This window comes from Bacillus sp. A260, assembly GCF_009861435.1.
GTDB classification, from domain to species: domain Bacteria; phylum Bacillota; class Bacilli; order Bacillales; family Bacillaceae_G; genus Bacillus_A; species Bacillus_A cereus.
Genome location: NZ_CP046398.1, coordinates 2871505 through 2890184 on the forward strand (window position 1 = coordinate 2871505; position 18680 = coordinate 2890184).

Below are 18680 nucleotides of genomic sequence, written 5' to 3' on the forward strand. Positions count from 1 at the left end.
ATGTGTTGAGTAAAATTAAGGAGGGATATGCTTTGCGCGATAATAATTTAGATTTGCGTGTTGTTCGTACGAAAACTGCCATACGAAATGCATTGGTGGAGCTAATTGAAGAAAAAGGTTTTGACGCCATTACAGTGAAAGATATTACAACGAAAGCAAACATTAATCGCGGTACTTTCTATGCGCACTATCAAGATAAATTTGATTTAATGACAAAATGCCAAGAAGACATTATGTACGAGTTTTCTAGCATTGCTAAACAGAAATTCCCGGAAGTTATTGCTGACCTTGGATCAAATCCTTCTCCAACAATGCCATTTATACTTATCACTTCTATTCTTGAATTTCTAAATGAAAATAGTGATTTTATGAGAGCTGTACTAAGTCCGAAAGGAGATTTATCTTTCCAAACAAAACTGAAAGACTTTATGTGGAAAACATTATTTGAAGATACGAATGGTCCTCTCATTAATAAGGAGAATTTACTTGTTCCAAGCGAATATTTAACTTCTTATATGGCATCTGCACATATAGGTGTCATCCAACAATGGTTAAATAATGGACAAAAAGAAACACCTGAGGAGATTGCTCGCTTTTTATCAACAATCGCAGTTCATGGACCTTTTTATGCTGCTGGCTTAAAGAAATAAGCCCGCTTGCTTAGTAATTTCTATTATTTTATTAATAACTTGAAATTTATGTTTCTGTAAAAAAAGCTGTTGAAAGGACTCCCCTTCAACAGCTTCTACATTATTAACGATATAAACGAACTGCACCTGCAGAATTATCATCTGCTTGTCCAACTACTTCAAATTTCAATCCAAATTTCGGTAATTTACGTCCTGCATCTGGGATTAAATCATTTATATACAATTTAGAGTCATCAAACTTCGTTACACCTGGTAATCCTTTGTAATCATATGTTCCGCGTGTTGGAGATACCACTTTCCATGCTGGCGTTTGGTTAAGGGAGAACGCAGCATCTGCGATTTGGAATCGTGTACTATTTTTAACAGTTGGTTTGCCGTTTAGTGTTCCAACAATTGCCTCTGGGTGAGAGTCAACAACTCCTAAGAAACCTTCACCTGGATGTAAACCAACCCAATTATCTGTAAAGCTAGAGTCTGCATACCATACTAGCAGACCTGTATTATATGGTACACCACTGCTATATTTTAACGCTTGATCAGCACCAGCATAGTTTCTCCACTCTAAATAGTAGTTATGCTTCTTCTTATCAAAACCGTCTGCTACAACAAAACCATTTAATTTAAATTTCGTTTCGCCTTCTGCATCATCAGAGAACACAACATTTCCATCTACAGTTAATGTAGCATTATCAAAAGTAAAACCGGTCGGCGCTAAACCACCATCTGTAATGTATTCGAATACTAATTTTACTTTTTGACCTTTGAATTTGCTTAAGTCATAAGACTTATCTACCCATTTACCATCTGTTGTGTCTAGACCATTTTTTACATTTTTTTCACCAATTCGATCCACTAACGTTTTCGTACCATCTTCTTTCACTGCATGTACTTCAAGGAAGTCATAATCCGTTTCAATTTCATACATTGATTTATAATCAAACCTCGCATTTGTTGCATTTGTTAAATCAAACACTGGCGTTTCTAATGTTGTATGAAGGTTATCACCTTTTGTACTATAGTAGTACTTCTTACCGAATGCAGGCTGAATACCTTTCACCTCTTTATCTGGTAAGTTAACACGAATCAGACCAGGACGATTTGATTTCGTTACACTTTGATCTAAATACGTCGCATAGCCAATACCACGATTTAATTTATTATAGTCAACCTCTACAATATTGGCCCAGTTTCCACCTATGTTCTTTTGAAAGAACTCTTTGTTTTGCGGAGAGAAACTCGGTGGCGTTGTTCCTGCAATTTTACCAGCCCAGCTACCGCCACTCATAACAGACCAGGAGTTAATTGGCTCACCTGCTCCTGTGTACTTCGTATCATACTCATCTGGAAGACCTAAATCATGACCAAATTCATGTGCGAATACACCAACCGCTCCGTCTTCTGGCTCAATTGTGTAGTCGTATGCTGCCATCTTACCGCCCCAGTTATCAACTTTTGCTTTTGTTCCTTCAATTGGATATGGTGTTCCAAGGTGCCAACGATGTGACCAAATTGCATCATCACCTAGTCTACCACCGCCCCCATCTTGCCCAACTCCAGCGTGAATGACCATTAAGTGATCAATCAGACCATCTGGTTCATTTTTATTGCCATCACCATTATTGTCATATTGATCGTATTCGTCAAATTCAGATAAATCAATACCACTTTCTACAGCCGCATTTAATGCCTCTTTTACAAAATCACGAGGTCCTTTTGGTCCCATATTATCATGACCGCCATCTCCTGCATCTGCGCCATAATCTGCCGCATTACCAGGAACTGTCAACCACTTTGTTACTGTGCCATCTACTGTATAACTACCGCCAGATTGCTCTTCATAATATTGTTTAAATGTTGGTACTTTTGAACCATCAAAGAGTGTAAATGGCTCATTACCAAATAACATTTTTTGATAATGTTCTGGATTAAAATCATTTGAATACATATAACCTGGTACTTGATCAATATTGTTATGCTTAAAGTCCGCAAACTCTACTAGCAATACGAGAACTTTATCTTTACGAACATCACCGTTATATTGTTTTTGCTTCGCTGAAGTAGTTGGTACTTGGCCGTTTAATCCCCCTTTAACCGGCTCTTGTCCCGCTACTGGACCACTAGCAGGTTGATCTGCTTTTTCTTTCTCATCTGCTTTTGCATCTTTAACTTTTTTCAAAAAGTCAGCCGCTTCTCTCGTAACACTATCCCCCGCTGCTGGTTCTTTTCCCGCATTTTCTCCTTTTTTCTTCTCTACGTATTTTTCAACAGCTTTTAATGTGTCTTCTTTCGACGTAGATTCATTAATTACACCGCGTTTCTTGAGCGCATCTGCTAAACGCTCCTCTTGAATTAAATTTTCATCAATGGGACTTAAAGTTCCTCCATTAGACGGCGTTGCCGCATAAACAGATTGACCCCCATACCCAAATGTGCAACTAAGCACAGCTGCCGCCGCAAGCGTAGACAGCACTTTAAAAGGTTTTTTCTTCATCCCTATTCCTCCCCAATATTAAATAAGATACAACGTTTATATATTACGGAAAATTCAGAAAATTATCAATGCATTGTCTGAATTTGTAATATTTTTGAAAAAATCCTTTGTTTTAGATGAACATACATTCTGATTCATCAATATTTCAGAAAATATTGATGAAAGTTGATAAAACTATTAAAATCATAAAGAAATCGTCCACTATATTTAGTGGACGATTTCTTTATTTATCTAAAATACAACTACAACACTTCAATATATCCTTCTGTTCCATGTACCCGAATTCGTTGCCCGCCTTTTATTAGTTTCGTAGCGTTCTCTACTCCAACAACTGCTGGCAGGCCATACTCACGTGCAATCACTGCTCCGTGCGTCATAAGCCCGCCGACTTCAGTGACTAACCCTTTTATAGAAACAAACAAAGGTGTCCACCCAGGATCGGTAAATGCCGTAACTAATATATCTCCATCTTCCAAATTCGCGTCTTCCATGTTTAAAATAACGCGTGCTCTCCCCTCAACCACTCCAGAAGAAACAGGCAAACCTACAATTGCTTCAGCCGGGAGATTTTCGCGTTTGTACTTACCTGTAATGATTTCTCCATCAGACGTGATAACACGCGGAGGTGTTAGTTTTTCATATAATTTGTACGCATTTTTTTGTTTATGAATAATCTTGTAATCTAGTTTATTTGTGCGGACGACTTCGTGAAGTTCTTCAAAAGTTAGATAGTATATATCTTCCATTTCATCCAGAACATTATTTTGCACAAGTTTCTCTGCTTCTTTCAGTAATGCCTGCTTATATATGAAATAACGATGAATCATGCCGTATTTCGGATATTCACGATAACCGATGAAATTGCGGAGGTTACAAATCATTCTCTTCGTCTCTTCTACTTTTTGTTCCCCATCCGGCAAGTGCTGCAATCGCTCTAACAGCTCTGCTTCTTTTTTCAAAGCTTCCTGCAGCCCTTCTTCAAACTTCCGCTTACTAGCACCATATTCAAAGTCTCTTATATGATTTAAAATCATCGGTATAATTGTAGCTGGCTGTTCACTCCAGCGCGTTTTCGTAATGTCAATTTCTCCGCTGCATCTCATTCCATATTTATTTAGAAAGGCATCGATTGCATCCCGAACTTTTTCCCCGCCTTTAAACTGAATTAATTCATCTAAAAATCTGTCATCTTCTACATGCTGTAAATACGCAATGACTTCCGGATACGGCCGGATCACATCTGCCACATCCAATAACGCTAGCCCCATTTCTGACGTAATATTATGTTGTACAGATTGTGAAAGTACATCTGCTGCATTCTTTTCCCCTAGCCATTGTTCTATTTTTTCATTGATCCATGATAAAGCATTCATACCTGCCATAATTACAGCCATACTTTGCGGATCAAATAATATTTTCTTTAATTGCTGGATATCTTCTAAAATAAAACTAAGTACATCTGATCCTGATTTCATTTGAATGTTTTGTTTTAACTCTTCGATCGATGCTTCACTATTCTTTATTAAATCCGTAACGATTGCTGGATCATTTTCGATTTGTGGTTGTGAGCCTGCAGGCGGCATTCTCTTACTATTTTCTTTTTCATCATCCGGTAACAATTTGATAAAATTATCTCGCTCTATTACAGTCATTAATGCATCTTTAATAAGCGGCTCCGACTCACCTATTGTATTTAATAAAAACTCCCTACTTGCAGGTGAAGCCAATCTTTGTGCAACATCAACAAACAACCTTCCCCCAGCTTGAAACCTTGGTCCGAAAGATGTTAACTGAAATAAAGACATTCCTAATGGCTTCAAAGGATCAGTCATCATTTGCTGGTGACCGACCGATACATATACGTGATTTTCCCCATCATTTACTTCTGGAATTGGATATAAAGTCGTAATCGGTCTGCTTTGGACTATATAAATTGTATCATCAACTAAGCACCATTCAATATCTTGCGGACAACCAAAATAAGCTTCGATTTGTCTTCCGATGCGTGCTAGTTGTAAAATCTGTTGTTCAGTAAGTGTTTGAAATTTTTGCTGATTAGGAGCAATTTTCTTTCTCTCTGTTCCGCCTTCTTTTCGTCCATAGATGGCTAATTTTTTCGTTGCGATGACCTTTTCGACGATTTCGTCTTCTTTTACCTTATAATTATCGGCAGAAACCAATCCAGATACTAGCGCCTCGCCAAGTCCAAAGCTGGCATCGATTGACAACACCTTCCTATTCGAAGTAATCGGATCCGCAGTAAATAAAATCCCTGAAGCCTCAGGGAAAACCATTTTTTGAATGACAACACATATAGAAACTTGATTATGATCAAAACCGTTTTGCATTCGGTATATAACCGCCCGATCTGTAAACAAAGAAGCCCAGCATTTTTTAATATGCTGCAAAATGTTTTCTTTTCCAATAACATTTAAATACGTATCTTGTTGACCAGCAAACGAGGCATACGGTAAATCTTCAGCAGTAGCACTCGAACGCACTGCATATGCATGTTCATCGCCAAAGTGCGAGAGATAATGAGCTACTGATTCCACTACATCAACTGGAATTTCCACCGCCATAATGACTTCTCTAATCTGCTTACTAATTTCACCAATTCGATCTCGTTCCTCAATTTTTAGCATTGCTAATTGATTCAATAAAGTTTGAAACGCTCCATTTTTTCCGATGGCCTGTTCATACCCTACCGTTGTAACACAAAACCCTTCTGGCACTTGTATCCCTTGAATATTGGATAACTCCCCTAAATTCAATCCTTTTCCACCAACGAGAAAAAGCTGCGTTTTTTCTATTTCCTGAAAATCGAGAACGAAAGAACTCATTTGGCACCTCTCCTTACTATTCATGTGTTCTTGATTGTAACAGTAGTAAATGAGAAGAAACAGTCTATTTCGAACGTAAATTACATGATATAATTAAGTTAGGAAGAGATCATCACTTCTATTTCCCCTCTAATTCACTTCAATTACATCACCAAACTTAAACATTCTTTTATTATGAAAAGCAATCATTAGACATAATGGATTTCTATCGAACTTTGTTATGTCTTTTTTATATAAATCCATATTGTAATATCTTTATAAATCTTTTATTAAGCCATAAATTCGCCTCAAGAATAGTAGAATCTGTGACTTTAAAAGCAATATTTTTTGTTTGCACTTTATATAAATTGATATGAATCCCTCTTAATTCTAGGACTAAATTATTGTTTTTTAATCCCGCATTAATTCTTTTCTCAAATTCGCCAAAATGAATTTTCAAGATTAGGGAACTATAATGTCGTATTAAAATATATTAAGGGGGAGAAAAATTGGACAATGAAATGAATTATGGAAGTGATTACAAGTTTATTCCAGCAACTTCAATTGAAAGTGGTCACGGCATCGAAGTATTGCCTGATTTATTTTGTTACACGATTCAAATCGTCAATATATGCTTTGTTGGAAATCCTAAGACCAATGATTTTGTTTTAGTTGATGCTGGAATGCCTAAATGTGCAAATGAAATTATCTCTATCGCTGAGGATCGATTTGGTACCAATAGTCGCCCAAAAGTAATTATTTTAACTCACGGCCATTTTGATCATGTTGGGGGAATAATTGAACTCATCAAGTATTGGGATGTTCCCGTCTATGCACATCAAATGGAGCTACCGTTCCTGACTGGACAACAAAGCTATCCAGAACCAGACCCTACAGTTGAAGGTGGTATGGTAGCGAAAATGTCTCCTCTGTTCCCAAACGAACCAATTGACTTAGGAAATAACATAAAAGCGCTACCTATTGATGGAACTGTTCCCCATATGCCAGAGTTTAGATGGATTCATACACCAGGACATACTCCAGGGCAGATTTCATTATTCCGAGAAAAAGACCGAACTTTAATTGCTGGGGACGCTTTTGTTACAGTGAAACAGGAGTATCTGTATAAAGTAATAACTCAAGAACAGGAAATAAGCGGTCCGCCTCGTTATTTAACAACAGACTGGAAAGCCGCTAAAGAGTCAGTTCTTAAGCTAGAAAAGTTAAAGCCTCTAACCGCTGTTACTGGACACGGGATACCTATGTCGGGTGAATTGCTATCAACAAGCCTCAAAACACTCGTTCAAGAATTTGATAAAATTGCTGTGCCTGATTACGGAAAATATATAGATAAAAAGATGCATTAAACGCGAAAATACTTTGTTTATTTTTATATTAACGAATCAGAATATGATACAAAATCAAAACACCAAAAATATTAAGTTTAATATGAAAAAAACTGTACTTAGGCAACCTCTCTATTATAAGAATGGAACTACCCTTTATGAATAAAGCTCGATATTCCGCAAATACTATCCATAGTATAAGCCTGCTTCTTACCCAGGTTGTACTTCTTACCATTAAAGGGTGATTAAAACGGGTTACGCTATATAAAAGCATAATCCGTTTTTAATGAAATATTTTATTCCATATACGTTTAAACAATGGAGGAAAATGATGAAACATATTGTTGCTTTATTAATTAAGTACACAGCGATAACTGCAGTATTGCTAATCATGCTCAGTATCTTTCAAGGCATTTCAATTCCTAGAGTATTACTAATTTCTCTTTTTCTTACGGGAACTGCCTATTTAATCGGAGATCTCTTCATTTTACCTAAATACGGAAATGCGATTGCTACAATGGCAGATTTCGGTTTAAGCTTCTTTGGAATTTGGTTATTAACATCCTTGTTTACTAATTTAGATGCTACTCGTAATATTGGATTTTCTTCATTTTTAGCTGCTTTAATTATTGGCGGAATAGAAGTTTTCTTCCACATTTATATGCAGAAGTTAGTACTGCGTAATGACAATGAATTAAGAGAACATAATCATATTCCCCATGATAAATACGCTATGGAGATATCAGATGAATATATGGATTCTTCCACAATAAATAAGTCCAAGCTTGAGGATACACCTAAAAAATAAAAAAGTGGCCAACGCCACTTTTTTATTTTTGTTTATTACGCTTGGTCAGAATTTCTTACATGTAATGGAGGTGGAACTACCCATCCCTTTTTCTTACTTAAACGTAGCAGAGTTACACCTGCCTGCGCTTTTTTCATATGAAATTGTCCGAATAGCATACCTACATCTTCTCGAAGGCATTTTCCCATTACTTGACTACATGTCACAAGTCCAGCTGCTAATCCTGTAGAAACAGCTGCAGCAATTTCAACATCATTAATACGTGCTCCAGGAGGAATGTCTTCGATAGATGCAACTGGTCGTTCTGGAGGAGCAGGCGGTAAAGCGACCCCATTAATCTTTAAAAGAGCTTTTAATTCTTCTATTTCCGAATTCATATCATTTTCAATTAAGCCTTCTAAAAACTTCTTCAAATCTTCATCACCTGTGTGATTCATAAACACTTGATGGCTTGCAATTGCACCCTGTGCAGCAAGAAGATAACTCCAAATGTCAAATACTTCTCCGTAATGTAAAGGTTCATTTTGAGGATTTCCACTTAATATACCCATTTTTAAATTCCTACCTTTCGAAAATATCATAATAAATATTGATTTCAATATTGAAATCAAATTTTTAAGTATGCTTTTTCCTGCAAAAGATTTTCTACTATGCATGGAAAACACCTTTCCAACACTGCGTGTTTATTGTTTAGGAAAGTAGTTTACAAATTAAATACTCAAAGATTATGAAAGAAGATTATCAATAATCTTTGAGTGAGAATCTGTTTAATATAAGGTTTTTTATTTTTATGAATACACAAAAGAAATTGATTTACATATTTGCTATATTTTAAGCCAATTTACTTAGCGGTTAGCTCTACCACCAAGTTGTTGTTCTGCCATTGCTACTAAACGTTTTGTAATTTCACCACCAACAGATCCGTTTGAACGAGCTGTTGTATCTGCACCAAGTTGTACACCAAACTCTTGTGCAATTTCATATTTCATTTGATCAAGAGCTTGTTCAGCGCCTCGAACTAATACTTCATTACGACTTCCACTATTATTTTTTCCCATATTGTTTCACCTCCGATGTTTTTAATATGCTACAAATTATGAAAAAATAATTATCCTTTTTATGGAAATTAGATTATGAATAAAAATTGATTTTTTTCTTAAAGTAGGGCAAAACATATAAGAAAGAATAACTGATATAACATACTTTCATAACAACACTATGTATACTTTCTAATTCCCTTCAGTAAACAAAAGAAAGATTTCTATTTCACCAAGAGATTAAATAAAATTATGTTTTGAGACATAATCCAAAAGGAGATATGAGATGAAGGCTGTAACCTATCAAGGACCAAACCAAGTACAGGTTAAACAAGTGGATGATGCAAAATTAGAGAAAAAAGATGATATTATTGTAAAAATTACTTCAACCGCTATTTGCGGTTCTGATTTACATTTATATCAAGGCAACATGCCCTTACCTCAAGGATACATTATCGGCCATGAACCAATGGGAATCGTTGAAGAAGTCGGGCCAGATGTCACTAAAGTGAAAAAAGGCGATCGTGTTGTCATCCCATTCAACGTTTCTTGTGGACATTGTTTCTATTGCCAACATGAAATGGAAAGTCAATGTGATAACTCAAACCCTCATTACGATTCTGGTGGATACTTTGGTTATACAGAGAAATTTGGTAATCATCCGGGCGGACAAGCAGAATATTTAAAAGTTCCTTTTGGAAATTTCACTCCATTTGTTATACCGGAATCATGCGAACTTGAAGATGAATCCCTACTATTTCTATCAGATGTTTTACCAACAGCCTATTGGAGTGTAATAAACGCAGGCGTTAAGCCAGGTGATACTGTTATCGTCCTTGGTTGTGGACCTGTTGGATTAATGACACAAAAATTCGCTTGGATGCAAGGTGCTAAACGTGTAATTGCAGTGGATTACTTAGATTATCGGATGAATTATGCAAAAAAGATTAACAATGTTGAGGTATTTGAGTTTACAAAATTCCCCGATATGGGAGAACATTTAAAGGAAATTACACGTGGCGGTGCTGATGTAGTTATTGATTGTGTGGGGATGGATGGAAAAAAATCGCCTCTAGAATTTCTGGAACAAAAATTAAAATTACAAGGTGGAACTCTCGGTCCTATTCAAATCGCTACGAAAGCCGTAAGAAAATATGGAACGGTTCAAATGACCGGCGTTTATGGTGGCAATTATAACGCCTTTCCACTCGGTGCATTTTGGGTTAGAAATATTAATCTTAAAATGGGACAAGCACCTGTCATTCATTTTATGCCAGAACTATTTGAAAAAATAACAAATAAAGAATTTGATCCAAAAGAGATTATTACACACAAAATTCCCCTTGAAGAAGCGAGTTATGGTTATCAGATTTTTAATAATCGTGAAGACGACTGTATAAAAGTCATTCTGAAGCCTTAAAGCTACAATTCATTATTCTTAATGAAAAGATAAGATTACATTTCGTAATCTTATCTTTTTTTATTAAATGCTAAGTATCTATCCCCTATTTTCATCTCACATCTAAAATAGTTATTTTCAAAAACTTTGCATTTTGAGGTAATAAATAATTGGTAAAAACATGAATTAAAGTATTAAGTAACCAAATAGCGGACACGATAACAATGTTAACTAACTTAAAAGTGATGTTGATTATATTGCTGCTCCTCTTAATTTTGTTTCTATGAACTATTAAATGCCACTGTTACTTACTTATAATCTCCCTACCTCTATTCACATATAAAATCCCTATATTGTAAACAAAGAGGAGGGACTTGTCCCCCCTCTTCTTTTAATTTTTCTTTAAAAGAGTTGCTCCTGCAATCCCTGGGTGTGTCATTTCGAATGGATCTAGAATTAACTCTAAGTCCTCTTGTGACAATACACCATTTTTCACACAAAGTTCTCGAACAGATTGCCCTGTCGCGATTGCTTCTTTCGCAACGCGAGCTGCTGCTTCATAACCGATATGAGGGTTCACGGCTGTAATAATTCCTACACTTTTCTCAACATACTCTTTTAAGCGATCTTCATTCGCTTCAATTCCTTTTAAGCAATTATCTGTAAAGGCACGGAAACCGTTATTCATAATGCTAATCGATTGCAGTAAATTGAAAACAAGTACTGGTTCCATCACGTTTAATTCTAATTGTCCTGCTTCTGAAGCAAGGCAAATTGTATGATCATTACCTATTACTTGGAACGCAATTTGATTAATAACTTCTGGCATAACAGGATTTACTTTCCCTGGCATAATAGATGAACCTGGTTGACGAGCTGGTAACATAATTTCTGCTAAACCAACACGTGGACCTGATGCCATTAAGCGAAGGTCATTTGCAATTTTAGACATATTCATCATACATACTTTCAGTGCTGCAGATACTTCAGTATACGCATCCGTATTTTGCGTCGCATCTACTAAATCTTCTGCACCAACTAGTGGTAGTTCACTAATTGCAGCTAAATGTTTTACAACTGCTTCAATGTATTCTGGATCTGCATTTAAGCCTGTACCAACTGCAGTTGCCCCCATGTTCACTTCATATAAATGTTGACGCGATTGTTGAATTCGTTTCATATCACGTTCAAGTACGCGAGAGTATGCTTTAAATTCTTGTCCAAGACGGATTGGCACAGCATCTTGTAAATGTGTACGACCCATTTTAATAACATGGTCAAACTGTTCTGCTTTTAATTCAAATACATCATGCATATAACCCATCGTTTGTAATAAGCCTTCTAATGCATTTAACGTTGCGATATGAATCGCCGTTGGGAATGCATCGTTTGTTGATTGCGCCATGTTTACATGACTATTTGGACTAATATAATGATAGTCTCCCTTTTCCATCCCTAATAATTCAAGCGCACGATTGGCAATGACTTCATTTGCATTCATGTTCATTGAAGTACCCGCTCCGCCTTGGATTGGATCTACGATGAAATGATCATGCCATTTTCCATCAAGAATTTCTTGAGCAGCTTCTGCGATCGCGCCGCCCTTGTTCAATTCCAATCTTCCTACATCTGTATTCGCAAGCGCTGCTGCTTTTTTTACAATTGCGAACGCTCTAATTAAACTTTCATGAATTTTATACCCTGTAATCGGGAAATTTTCAACAGCGCGTAAAGTCTGAATTCCGTAATATGCCTCAATAGGTAATTCCTTTCCTCCCAAAAAATCATTCTCCACTCGCACGTTCTTGTTTGTCATTGCCATTTTAATTTCTCCCCCATATTAAATGTAAAACCTAAATAAATCATATGAAGTCATTACCAATCCTTATCAGATTTTATTGTTAAATCGTAGGCTAAAGGCTCTTCAATAATTTTTTTAATCTCTTCTAATTTATTAGTTTTCCCAAGCGCCCACATCAATTTTGCTATGATGGCTTCCGTATTCATATCTCCAGACAATATTACTTGATGTTGCGCCACTTTCCGTCCTACTTCATAGAGAAGTATGTCTTCTCCTTCTTCCAGGCATTGAGTAGTAATCACTACAGCAATCCCCATTTCAGTCAACTCTTGAATTTTCGAAAGCAAGTTCCTTCCTTCAAAAGGTAATCCACCGTTTCCAAAACTTTCAATAATAATCCCTTTATACAAATCTTTTAAACAATCAAATACCTCAGGCTTTGTACCTGGATACAATTTCATAAGAAAAACATCCGTACATAAATTAGTATTTATTGAAAGTTCACTATGTGAGGAAGTCGGCTTCCAATGATATTTCACTTCATCTTCATTTACCTCAGCAACATATGGATAATTCACACTTTCAAATGCATCATAACTTTTTGTTCGCATTTTAACTGCTCTCGTCCCAATAATCACCCTACTATCAAAAACAATAAACACACCGCCAACATCCTCACAGGCAAACCTAAGAGCATCAGCTACATTTTTCTTTGCGTCTGTCTTTTTAAAACTAATAGGTACTTGTGAACCTGTTAAAACAACTGGTTTTCTTAAACCTTGCAGCATATAAGATAACGCAGAAGATGTATAAGCTAACGTATCCGTTCCATGTGTAATCACAAACCCGTCATAGTCATCATAGTGATTAAAAACAGCATTAGCTATTTCTTTCCAGTGCTCAGGTTGCATATTGGTACTATCAATATTCATTAAGATTTTGCAATCTATTTCTAAGTTTCGAGAAGACTTCGAAAAATAATTCAATAATTCCTCAGCGGACAATCCTGGAACAAGCCCCTCATTCCCCTCCACAGATGCAATTGTCCCACCAGTTGCAAGTAATAAAATTTTCTTCATACACAACCCCTCCATAAAATAAACAACGATATAGCGTTCGCGTAATGCGTATTTATATTTATCATTATAGAACTTAATTTGAATTAATCAAGATTTTGTATTCAATACGCGTACTTTTTTTCTATTCTTGATTCTTTTTCTATGTTATAATTAATTTAATAAAATTAGATGGGGTATGAGACGAATGCTGGAACGTTTATCTAAATTAAGAAAAAATCAAAAATGGTCCTTACAAGAGACAGCAGATCGACTTGGGATTGCGAAAAGCACCTATGCCGGGTATGAAAATGGTTATAGATTACCTTCATTACAATCTTTATCAAAAATAGCCGATTTATTTGATACATCTGTAGATTATATATTAGGCCGAATTGAACATTCACATCAAAACAAAGATGTAATTGATATTACAAGACTCCTAAACGATCCAGATCCAACACTTTTAATAGATGGAGAAGCACTGTCAACAGAAGAGATAATAGATTTTATTGCTTTTGTGAGAAGTAAACGAGAACTAAGTTCCAAGAGAATAGAAAATATTGAACCAACATGTAAAAGTTGATTCAATAAAAAACGAAGACACTGTACTCTTTAAACTTAGAAATACTTAGACAATTAATTTGCAAACGGTTTATATAATGAATTCTTAGCAGCTGGCCTCATTCGGGGACTTATACTTGGAAACAATCCCATTGGTTATATGATTCAATTATTTTTCATCATTTGTATAGTGGTAGCAGCTATTTTCGGAGGTTTCACATCCAATAAATCAATTATCATGAAACAAGGATTTCTCGCTATTTTAGCGTTGCTTGCCCTTTTATCTGTCATATAGAACTAAAACTTTTCAATAAAGGAACTCACTTTTGAAGAATACGCCATTCTTTCTGTAGATTTATAAGAAAGAATGGCGTTTTTGTATGTCTATTTCTGTATCGAAAGAATTTGAAAGTATAACAGAATTTAAACAAGAATTAGCAAAGTATATAAAGTACTATAATCATGAAAGAATCAAGGAAAAATAAAAGGAAATGAATCCAGTATTGTACTAGGCTCATTCCCTAGAGGCTATTTAATAAACTGATCTTTCTAACTTTCGGGGACACAGTCTAATTGAAGTGCTACAAGCAACGAATGTACTATTTTAAAGTTAAGTGTTTAACCTTTAAGTACTTAAATTCTTTTTTCCAGATAAAGCATACATTATATCTTGATGTTTTATTGTCCTCTTATAATTATGTGGTATCGGGAATTTATTTCGGTGTTCTTTTATTATAATTATGATTACTATAAGTGATAAAGCTACAGGTATAAAAACGATTAACAAAGCATCTTAATGTTTATGAAATTCTTTGTTAATCGTTTCTCTTCTCCCTAATCTCCTGCGAGACTATATTTTTTTATTAAAATTTTCCATATCTTATTTGATTTATTCTGTAACACCAGATTGGGTTACTTTTACATCAGCTGTTACACGAAAACGTAAATGTTTATAGGATTCTTCCCATTCTTGACTGTTCCATTTTCTTACGTGAGTTCTACCAAGCTTTCTAAGTCCTATAGGATCTGTGTCTTTTTTAATAAATCTTTTTATCAATGTAGTTGCTTTTTTTTCTATTTCTTTTTCCATAATTTTTTCTAATTTTTTTATTTCTTTAGGATTATCTAGATTTTTTGTTTTTGTAAATTCTTGAATTTCAGCTTTAACTTGAATATGAGCATTTACGAATGGATGCTTACTATTCCCCTCCATCTTATATTTTGTTCTAGCTTTTATATTCTCTATCGTGGCGTAAGTATTTGAGGAACCAGGTAGTTTGAATTGGTATGTACCTTGTTTAAAATTATCTGTCAACAATTTAAATACAAATAAATCTTTAGGGTTTACTTTATCAACCATTTTACATCTTTTAAAAAGTGCTATTCCATCTAACTCCAACACATTACCTTTTTTAGATATTATCGGTAAATATGAATCTCTCGCATCATCATTAAGTTGGTTTAAAAACATAAAAAAATTTGTTTTTGGCTGCGTTCCATTATCCATATTTTGCTCCAGTAAAGAGGATAGATAGGAAGCAATTTCTTTTTCTTCAGAATAATTCCCCTTTAATAGTGATTCCCCTTTTACATTTGTAATTGCTAAATAAATTGCATTTCCTACACTAGGATTTCGGTTCAAAGTCTCTAAAATTTCCTGCATTCCCTTATCAATTATTTTTTCATTAAATATAATAACACGCAATTGCCCCAACTCTAGAGGTCCAGAAGATTTTTCGGATGCTCTTGCAAGAACTTCTCTACCAGTCTGGCCTGATGCTGAATAGATTTTCGTTTCACCTTCCCCGCCTCCTTTATAAGCTGAAATCGCAAAGGTTCCTTTTAGCTTACCTTTTGCTTCGGTATCATATGCCGCAACTTGAACTAAGTCAATGTCATCCACAATTTTCGTTTTAGCACAACCTATTAAGAAGACACTTACTATAAGGAAAAGTATCCATCGCTTCATGTTTATCTCCTTAACTTTATTTTGGCGGTTTGAATTAGCCATAATATAGGTAGGTATACATATATATATACAAAGCCAATTTGACCTGTCCAAGTATTTAATAAGTTAATTTTATTACGGTTATTCAAGAAAAATGATAAAACAAAGATGAACAGGATGATAACTGGCAAAACATATTTTTGCTTTATTCCCAGTGCCTCTTTTATACCACGACTTACTCCCCATAATGTAAAGGAAACATTGGGTAATATAAAAAAAGCCCAAACAGAAACAATAATGTATTCAAACCGCTCTATAAAGGGAAATTGTATAATTTTAATCATGCTTAAATATGCCCATATCGCGCTCGCTAGTTGTTTTTCACTAAAAAACGCAAGAGTTAAAATCATAAGGTATGTGTAGACAATAGTCGTTACTAAATTTGCATAGTGCGCATATTTTTGAGACGTTCTTGCCTTTTTAATAAATGGGTAGTATAACAATAACATTTCAAATCCAAAAAAACTAAACATATTTCCTTTCATTCCTTTCATAATTTCTAGGAATGAATGCTGTGCAATTGGAAATAAATTTTGGAAATCTGCATACTGCAAAGGATAAAAAAATGTGAAGATTAGAATGCTTGGGATAACGATTCCAAAGAAGCCGATTCCAGCAACTACACGAAATCCTCCAGTCACAATGTAATAACATAGACCCAAAAAAGCCCCTGCTATAATCCAAGATGAAATGGAAGGAAACATCCAAACATGTACTACTTCGATATAGGTATGTAGTGTTGTTGCACCTAACAATACAATATAAGATAAAAAAATGAAGTTGAACAATCCACCAATCCATTTTCCAAGTACGTCTTGATTGATTGCAATGATATCTCCATTACCCTGATTTAAAATCTGATATATAATCCAAATCATAAGATTAACAGATATTCCAAAAAGCAGCGTGCTAATCCACGCATCATTTCCAACTAATTTTGCACTAATCCTTTCAAAACCAAGCATACCAACCCCCATCTGTATAGTAATAATTAAAAAAAACACCATATATGGAGAGACTTGATACTCAATTGGGATCTGTTTCATAATGCTCCTCCCTGTTAATTTCAATCATCAAAATCATTTCGTGATTTGATTTTATTTTTCTCTACCTCTTCTGGATTAAAACGAAAACGCTGTTTAGATCTTGAAAAAATAGGACGTCGAAACATCGCTGAGATCGGCAAACGGATAATGCTGTCTTTCCAATCTGTAGGGCGTGTAGGATAAAAAGGAAACAAATAAGGACGTCTTAATGATTCTGTACGTAATAAACGTGCTAAAAGCAAAGAGCTTGTTAAAACAATTCCTAATAAACCCAACAGGTGTGCAGATATTATAAAAGGAAAACGAATTACTCGAATTGTATTACCAATTCGATATATTGGTGCTGTAAATGAGCTAAGCGCTGAAAGTGCAACAATAATAATAAGTACATTACTTGTAAGACTTGCCTCTACAGATGCCTGTCCAATTACAATACCACCTACTATACCGACAGTTAGACCCACTTTAGTTGGTAAACGTGCCCCCGCTTCTCTCAGTAATTCAATCGTTATTTCTAAAAAAAGCGCTTCAATTAATGGAGGAAAAGGTACTTTACTTCTCGATATGATTAACGTTTCAAGAAGTTCTTTTGGAATAAGCTCGTAATGATATGTTAAGATTGCAACATATAATGGAGTCGTTAAGACAGAAAACATAAAAGCAAAAAGCCTTAATAGACGAAAAAAAGAGGCAATAATCCAAGGCATGGTGTAATCTTCTGTCGTAGAAAAAAAGTCAATTAATGTTGTTGGAAGAGTGATTGCATAAGGTGAGCCATCTACAAAAAGTGCAATTTTCCCTTCTGCCAATACAGCTGCTACACGGTCTGGTCGTTCTGTATTCAAAAATTGAGGAAATATAGAATTCGGGTTGTCTGCAATTAACTGCATCAAATACGTGCTATCCAAAACGTGGTCTGTTTTTATTAGACTCACCCTTTTTATAATTTCTTGTAGATTTTGATCATTTACAATTCCCTCAATATATACAATCGCAACGGTTGTGTTAGATAGAGAGCCTACTTTCAATTCCTTCATTTGTAAATAAGGTGTTGGAAGCTTTCTACGTACTAAATTTAAGTTTACATCTAAATCTTCAACAAACGCGATTTGTGGACCCACGATATTGTATTCAATTTCAGCTTTTGTAATATCTCTTTTTTCTTTCTTTGCCACATTGATTAACAAGCCATTTAATTTATCTGTATCGAACTGAATAAGTATATAGCCGTTTAAAATACTATCCTGAATATCTTCCATTTGATTTGTTATTTTTGAATTTTCAAAGGGTAAGACAGACCGAATATCTTGTAATGAATCGAAGCTCTTCTCTTTTATATAAGTTAAAACCTCTTCATGAAATATATTTACATCGATTAAGGTTCTAAAATATGAAATGACTATAGAGGATTTGTTTGAAGCGATCTCCAACGTTATAAAATCTTTAGATTTTTTTAGTAATTGCATTAATTCCTGCAAAGATTTTATAGAGTGAACAGGTACTTTTTCATGTGGTTTCAATTGATAATACCCTTCCTTTCAAAAAGAACCTATATATAGTTTTTAGAAATTTCTATTTTAAAAATGAGGGATATTTATATGTCAATATGCTCCTTAAAAATAATGCCTTTTTAACTAACTTAACCAAAATTAG

General features: G+C 35.0%; 14 protein-coding genes and 2 pseudogenes. 7 read left to right on the plus strand and 9 right to left on the minus strand.

The window, feature by feature from the left end; all coding sequences use genetic code 11:
• The first annotated feature begins 32 nt into the window (after nt 1-32).
• Complete coding sequence (locus GD442_RS14575) at nt 33-650, plus strand: TetR/AcrR family transcriptional regulator (RefSeq protein WP_001205505.1); 618 nt, start codon at nt 33-35, stop codon at nt 648-650.
• A gap of 103 nt (nt 651-753) precedes the next feature.
• Here GD442_RS14575 and GD442_RS14580 read toward each other — a convergent pair whose 3' ends face one another.
• Both GD442_RS14580 and ppsA read right to left on the minus strand, forming a co-directional pair.
• Nucleotides 754-3141 (minus strand): immune inhibitor A domain-containing protein, encoded by a 2388-nt coding sequence (locus GD442_RS14580; protein ID WP_000728991.1) that lies wholly within the window; start codon nt 3139-3141, stop codon nt 754-756.
• Nucleotides 3142-3383: 242 nt separating this feature from the next.
• Nucleotides 3384-5984, minus strand: a complete 2601-nt coding sequence (gene ppsA / locus GD442_RS14585) for a phosphoenolpyruvate synthase (RefSeq protein ID WP_000094182.1) — start codon at nt 5982-5984, stop codon at nt 3384-3386.
• 488 nt (nt 5985-6472) lie between these two features.
• Between ppsA and GD442_RS14590 the strand changes: the two genes are divergently transcribed.
• Nucleotides 6473-7330, plus strand: a complete 858-nt coding sequence (locus tag GD442_RS14590) for an MBL fold metallo-hydrolase (RefSeq protein WP_000368283.1) — start codon at nt 6473-6475, stop codon at nt 7328-7330.
• A gap of 310 nt (nt 7331-7640) precedes the next feature.
• Entirely contained in the window at nt 7641-8117 is a 477-nt protein-coding gene (locus GD442_RS14595) for a YndM family protein (RefSeq protein WP_033695836.1), read from the plus strand.
• A 35-nt stretch (nt 8118-8152) separates the two neighbouring features.
• Here the strand turns inward: GD442_RS14595 and GD442_RS14600 are convergent, their stop codons facing one another.
• Together GD442_RS14600 and sasP are read right to left on the minus strand one after the other, a co-directional pair.
• Nucleotides 8153-8668, minus strand: coding sequence for a DUF3231 family protein (locus tag GD442_RS14600; protein WP_001986359.1), 516 nt, complete (start codon nt 8666-8668; stop codon nt 8153-8155).
• A 294-nt stretch (nt 8669-8962) separates the two neighbouring features.
• On the minus strand, nt 8963-9175 hold the full coding sequence (sasP, locus tag GD442_RS14605; protein WP_000517671.1) for a small acid-soluble spore protein, SasP family: 213 nt from the start codon (nt 9173-9175) through the stop codon (nt 8963-8965).
• A 265-nt stretch (nt 9176-9440) separates the two neighbouring features.
• Between sasP and GD442_RS14610 the strand changes: the two genes are divergently transcribed.
• On the plus strand, nt 9441-10574 hold the full coding sequence (locus GD442_RS14610; protein ID WP_000649086.1) for a zinc-dependent alcohol dehydrogenase: 1134 nt from the start codon (nt 9441-9443) through the stop codon (nt 10572-10574).
• A gap of 370 nt (nt 10575-10944) precedes the next feature.
• Here GD442_RS14610 and aspA read toward each other — a convergent pair whose 3' ends face one another.
• Together aspA and ansA are read right to left on the minus strand one after the other, a co-directional pair.
• On the minus strand, nt 10945-12375 hold the full coding sequence (gene aspA / locus GD442_RS14615) for an aspartate ammonia-lyase (protein ID WP_001251924.1): 1431 nt from the start codon (nt 12373-12375) through the stop codon (nt 10945-10947).
• A 53-nt stretch (nt 12376-12428) separates the two neighbouring features.
• Complete coding sequence (gene ansA, locus GD442_RS14620; RefSeq protein ID WP_000722302.1) at nt 12429-13433, minus strand: asparaginase; 1005 nt, start codon at nt 13431-13433, stop codon at nt 12429-12431.
• A 184-nt stretch (nt 13434-13617) separates the two neighbouring features.
• Between ansA and ansR the strand changes: the two genes are divergently transcribed.
• The 3 genes and pseudogenes from ansR to GD442_RS14635 all read left to right on the plus strand — a co-directional run.
• The gene (gene ansR, locus GD442_RS14625) at nt 13618-13995 is read left to right on the plus strand and encodes an HTH-type transcriptional regulator AnsR (RefSeq protein WP_000893569.1); all 378 of its coding nucleotides are present in this window, start codon (nt 13618-13620) and stop codon (nt 13993-13995) included.
• 57 nt (nt 13996-14052) lie between these two features.
• Nucleotides 14053-14268 (plus strand): annotated as a pseudogene (locus tag GD442_RS14630) (DUF1304 domain-containing protein); the annotation flags it as partial.
• Nucleotides 14269-14371: 103 nt separating this feature from the next.
• Nucleotides 14372-14458: pseudogene (locus GD442_RS14635) on the plus strand (IS3 family transposase); the annotation flags it as partial.
• Between the two features lie 404 nt (nt 14459-14862).
• Here the strand turns inward: GD442_RS14635 and GD442_RS14645 are convergent.
• The 3 genes from GD442_RS14645 to GD442_RS14655 are packed head-to-tail and all read right to left on the minus strand — an operon-like array spanning nt 14863 to nt 18547.
• Nucleotides 14863-15942, minus strand: coding sequence for a Ger(x)C family spore germination protein (locus GD442_RS14645; protein ID WP_000832874.1), 1080 nt, complete (start codon nt 15940-15942; stop codon nt 14863-14865).
• Between the two features lie 2 nt (nt 15943-15944).
• A complete protein-coding gene (locus GD442_RS14650; protein WP_000809697.1) occupies nt 15945-17027 on the minus strand; it encodes a GerAB/ArcD/ProY family transporter in 1083 nt (360 codons plus the stop codon).
• 20 nt (nt 17028-17047) lie between these two features.
• Nucleotides 17048-18547 (minus strand): spore germination protein, encoded by a 1500-nt coding sequence (locus GD442_RS14655; protein ID WP_000802295.1) that lies wholly within the window; start codon nt 18545-18547, stop codon nt 17048-17050.
• Nucleotides 18548-18680 lie beyond the last annotated feature (133 nt).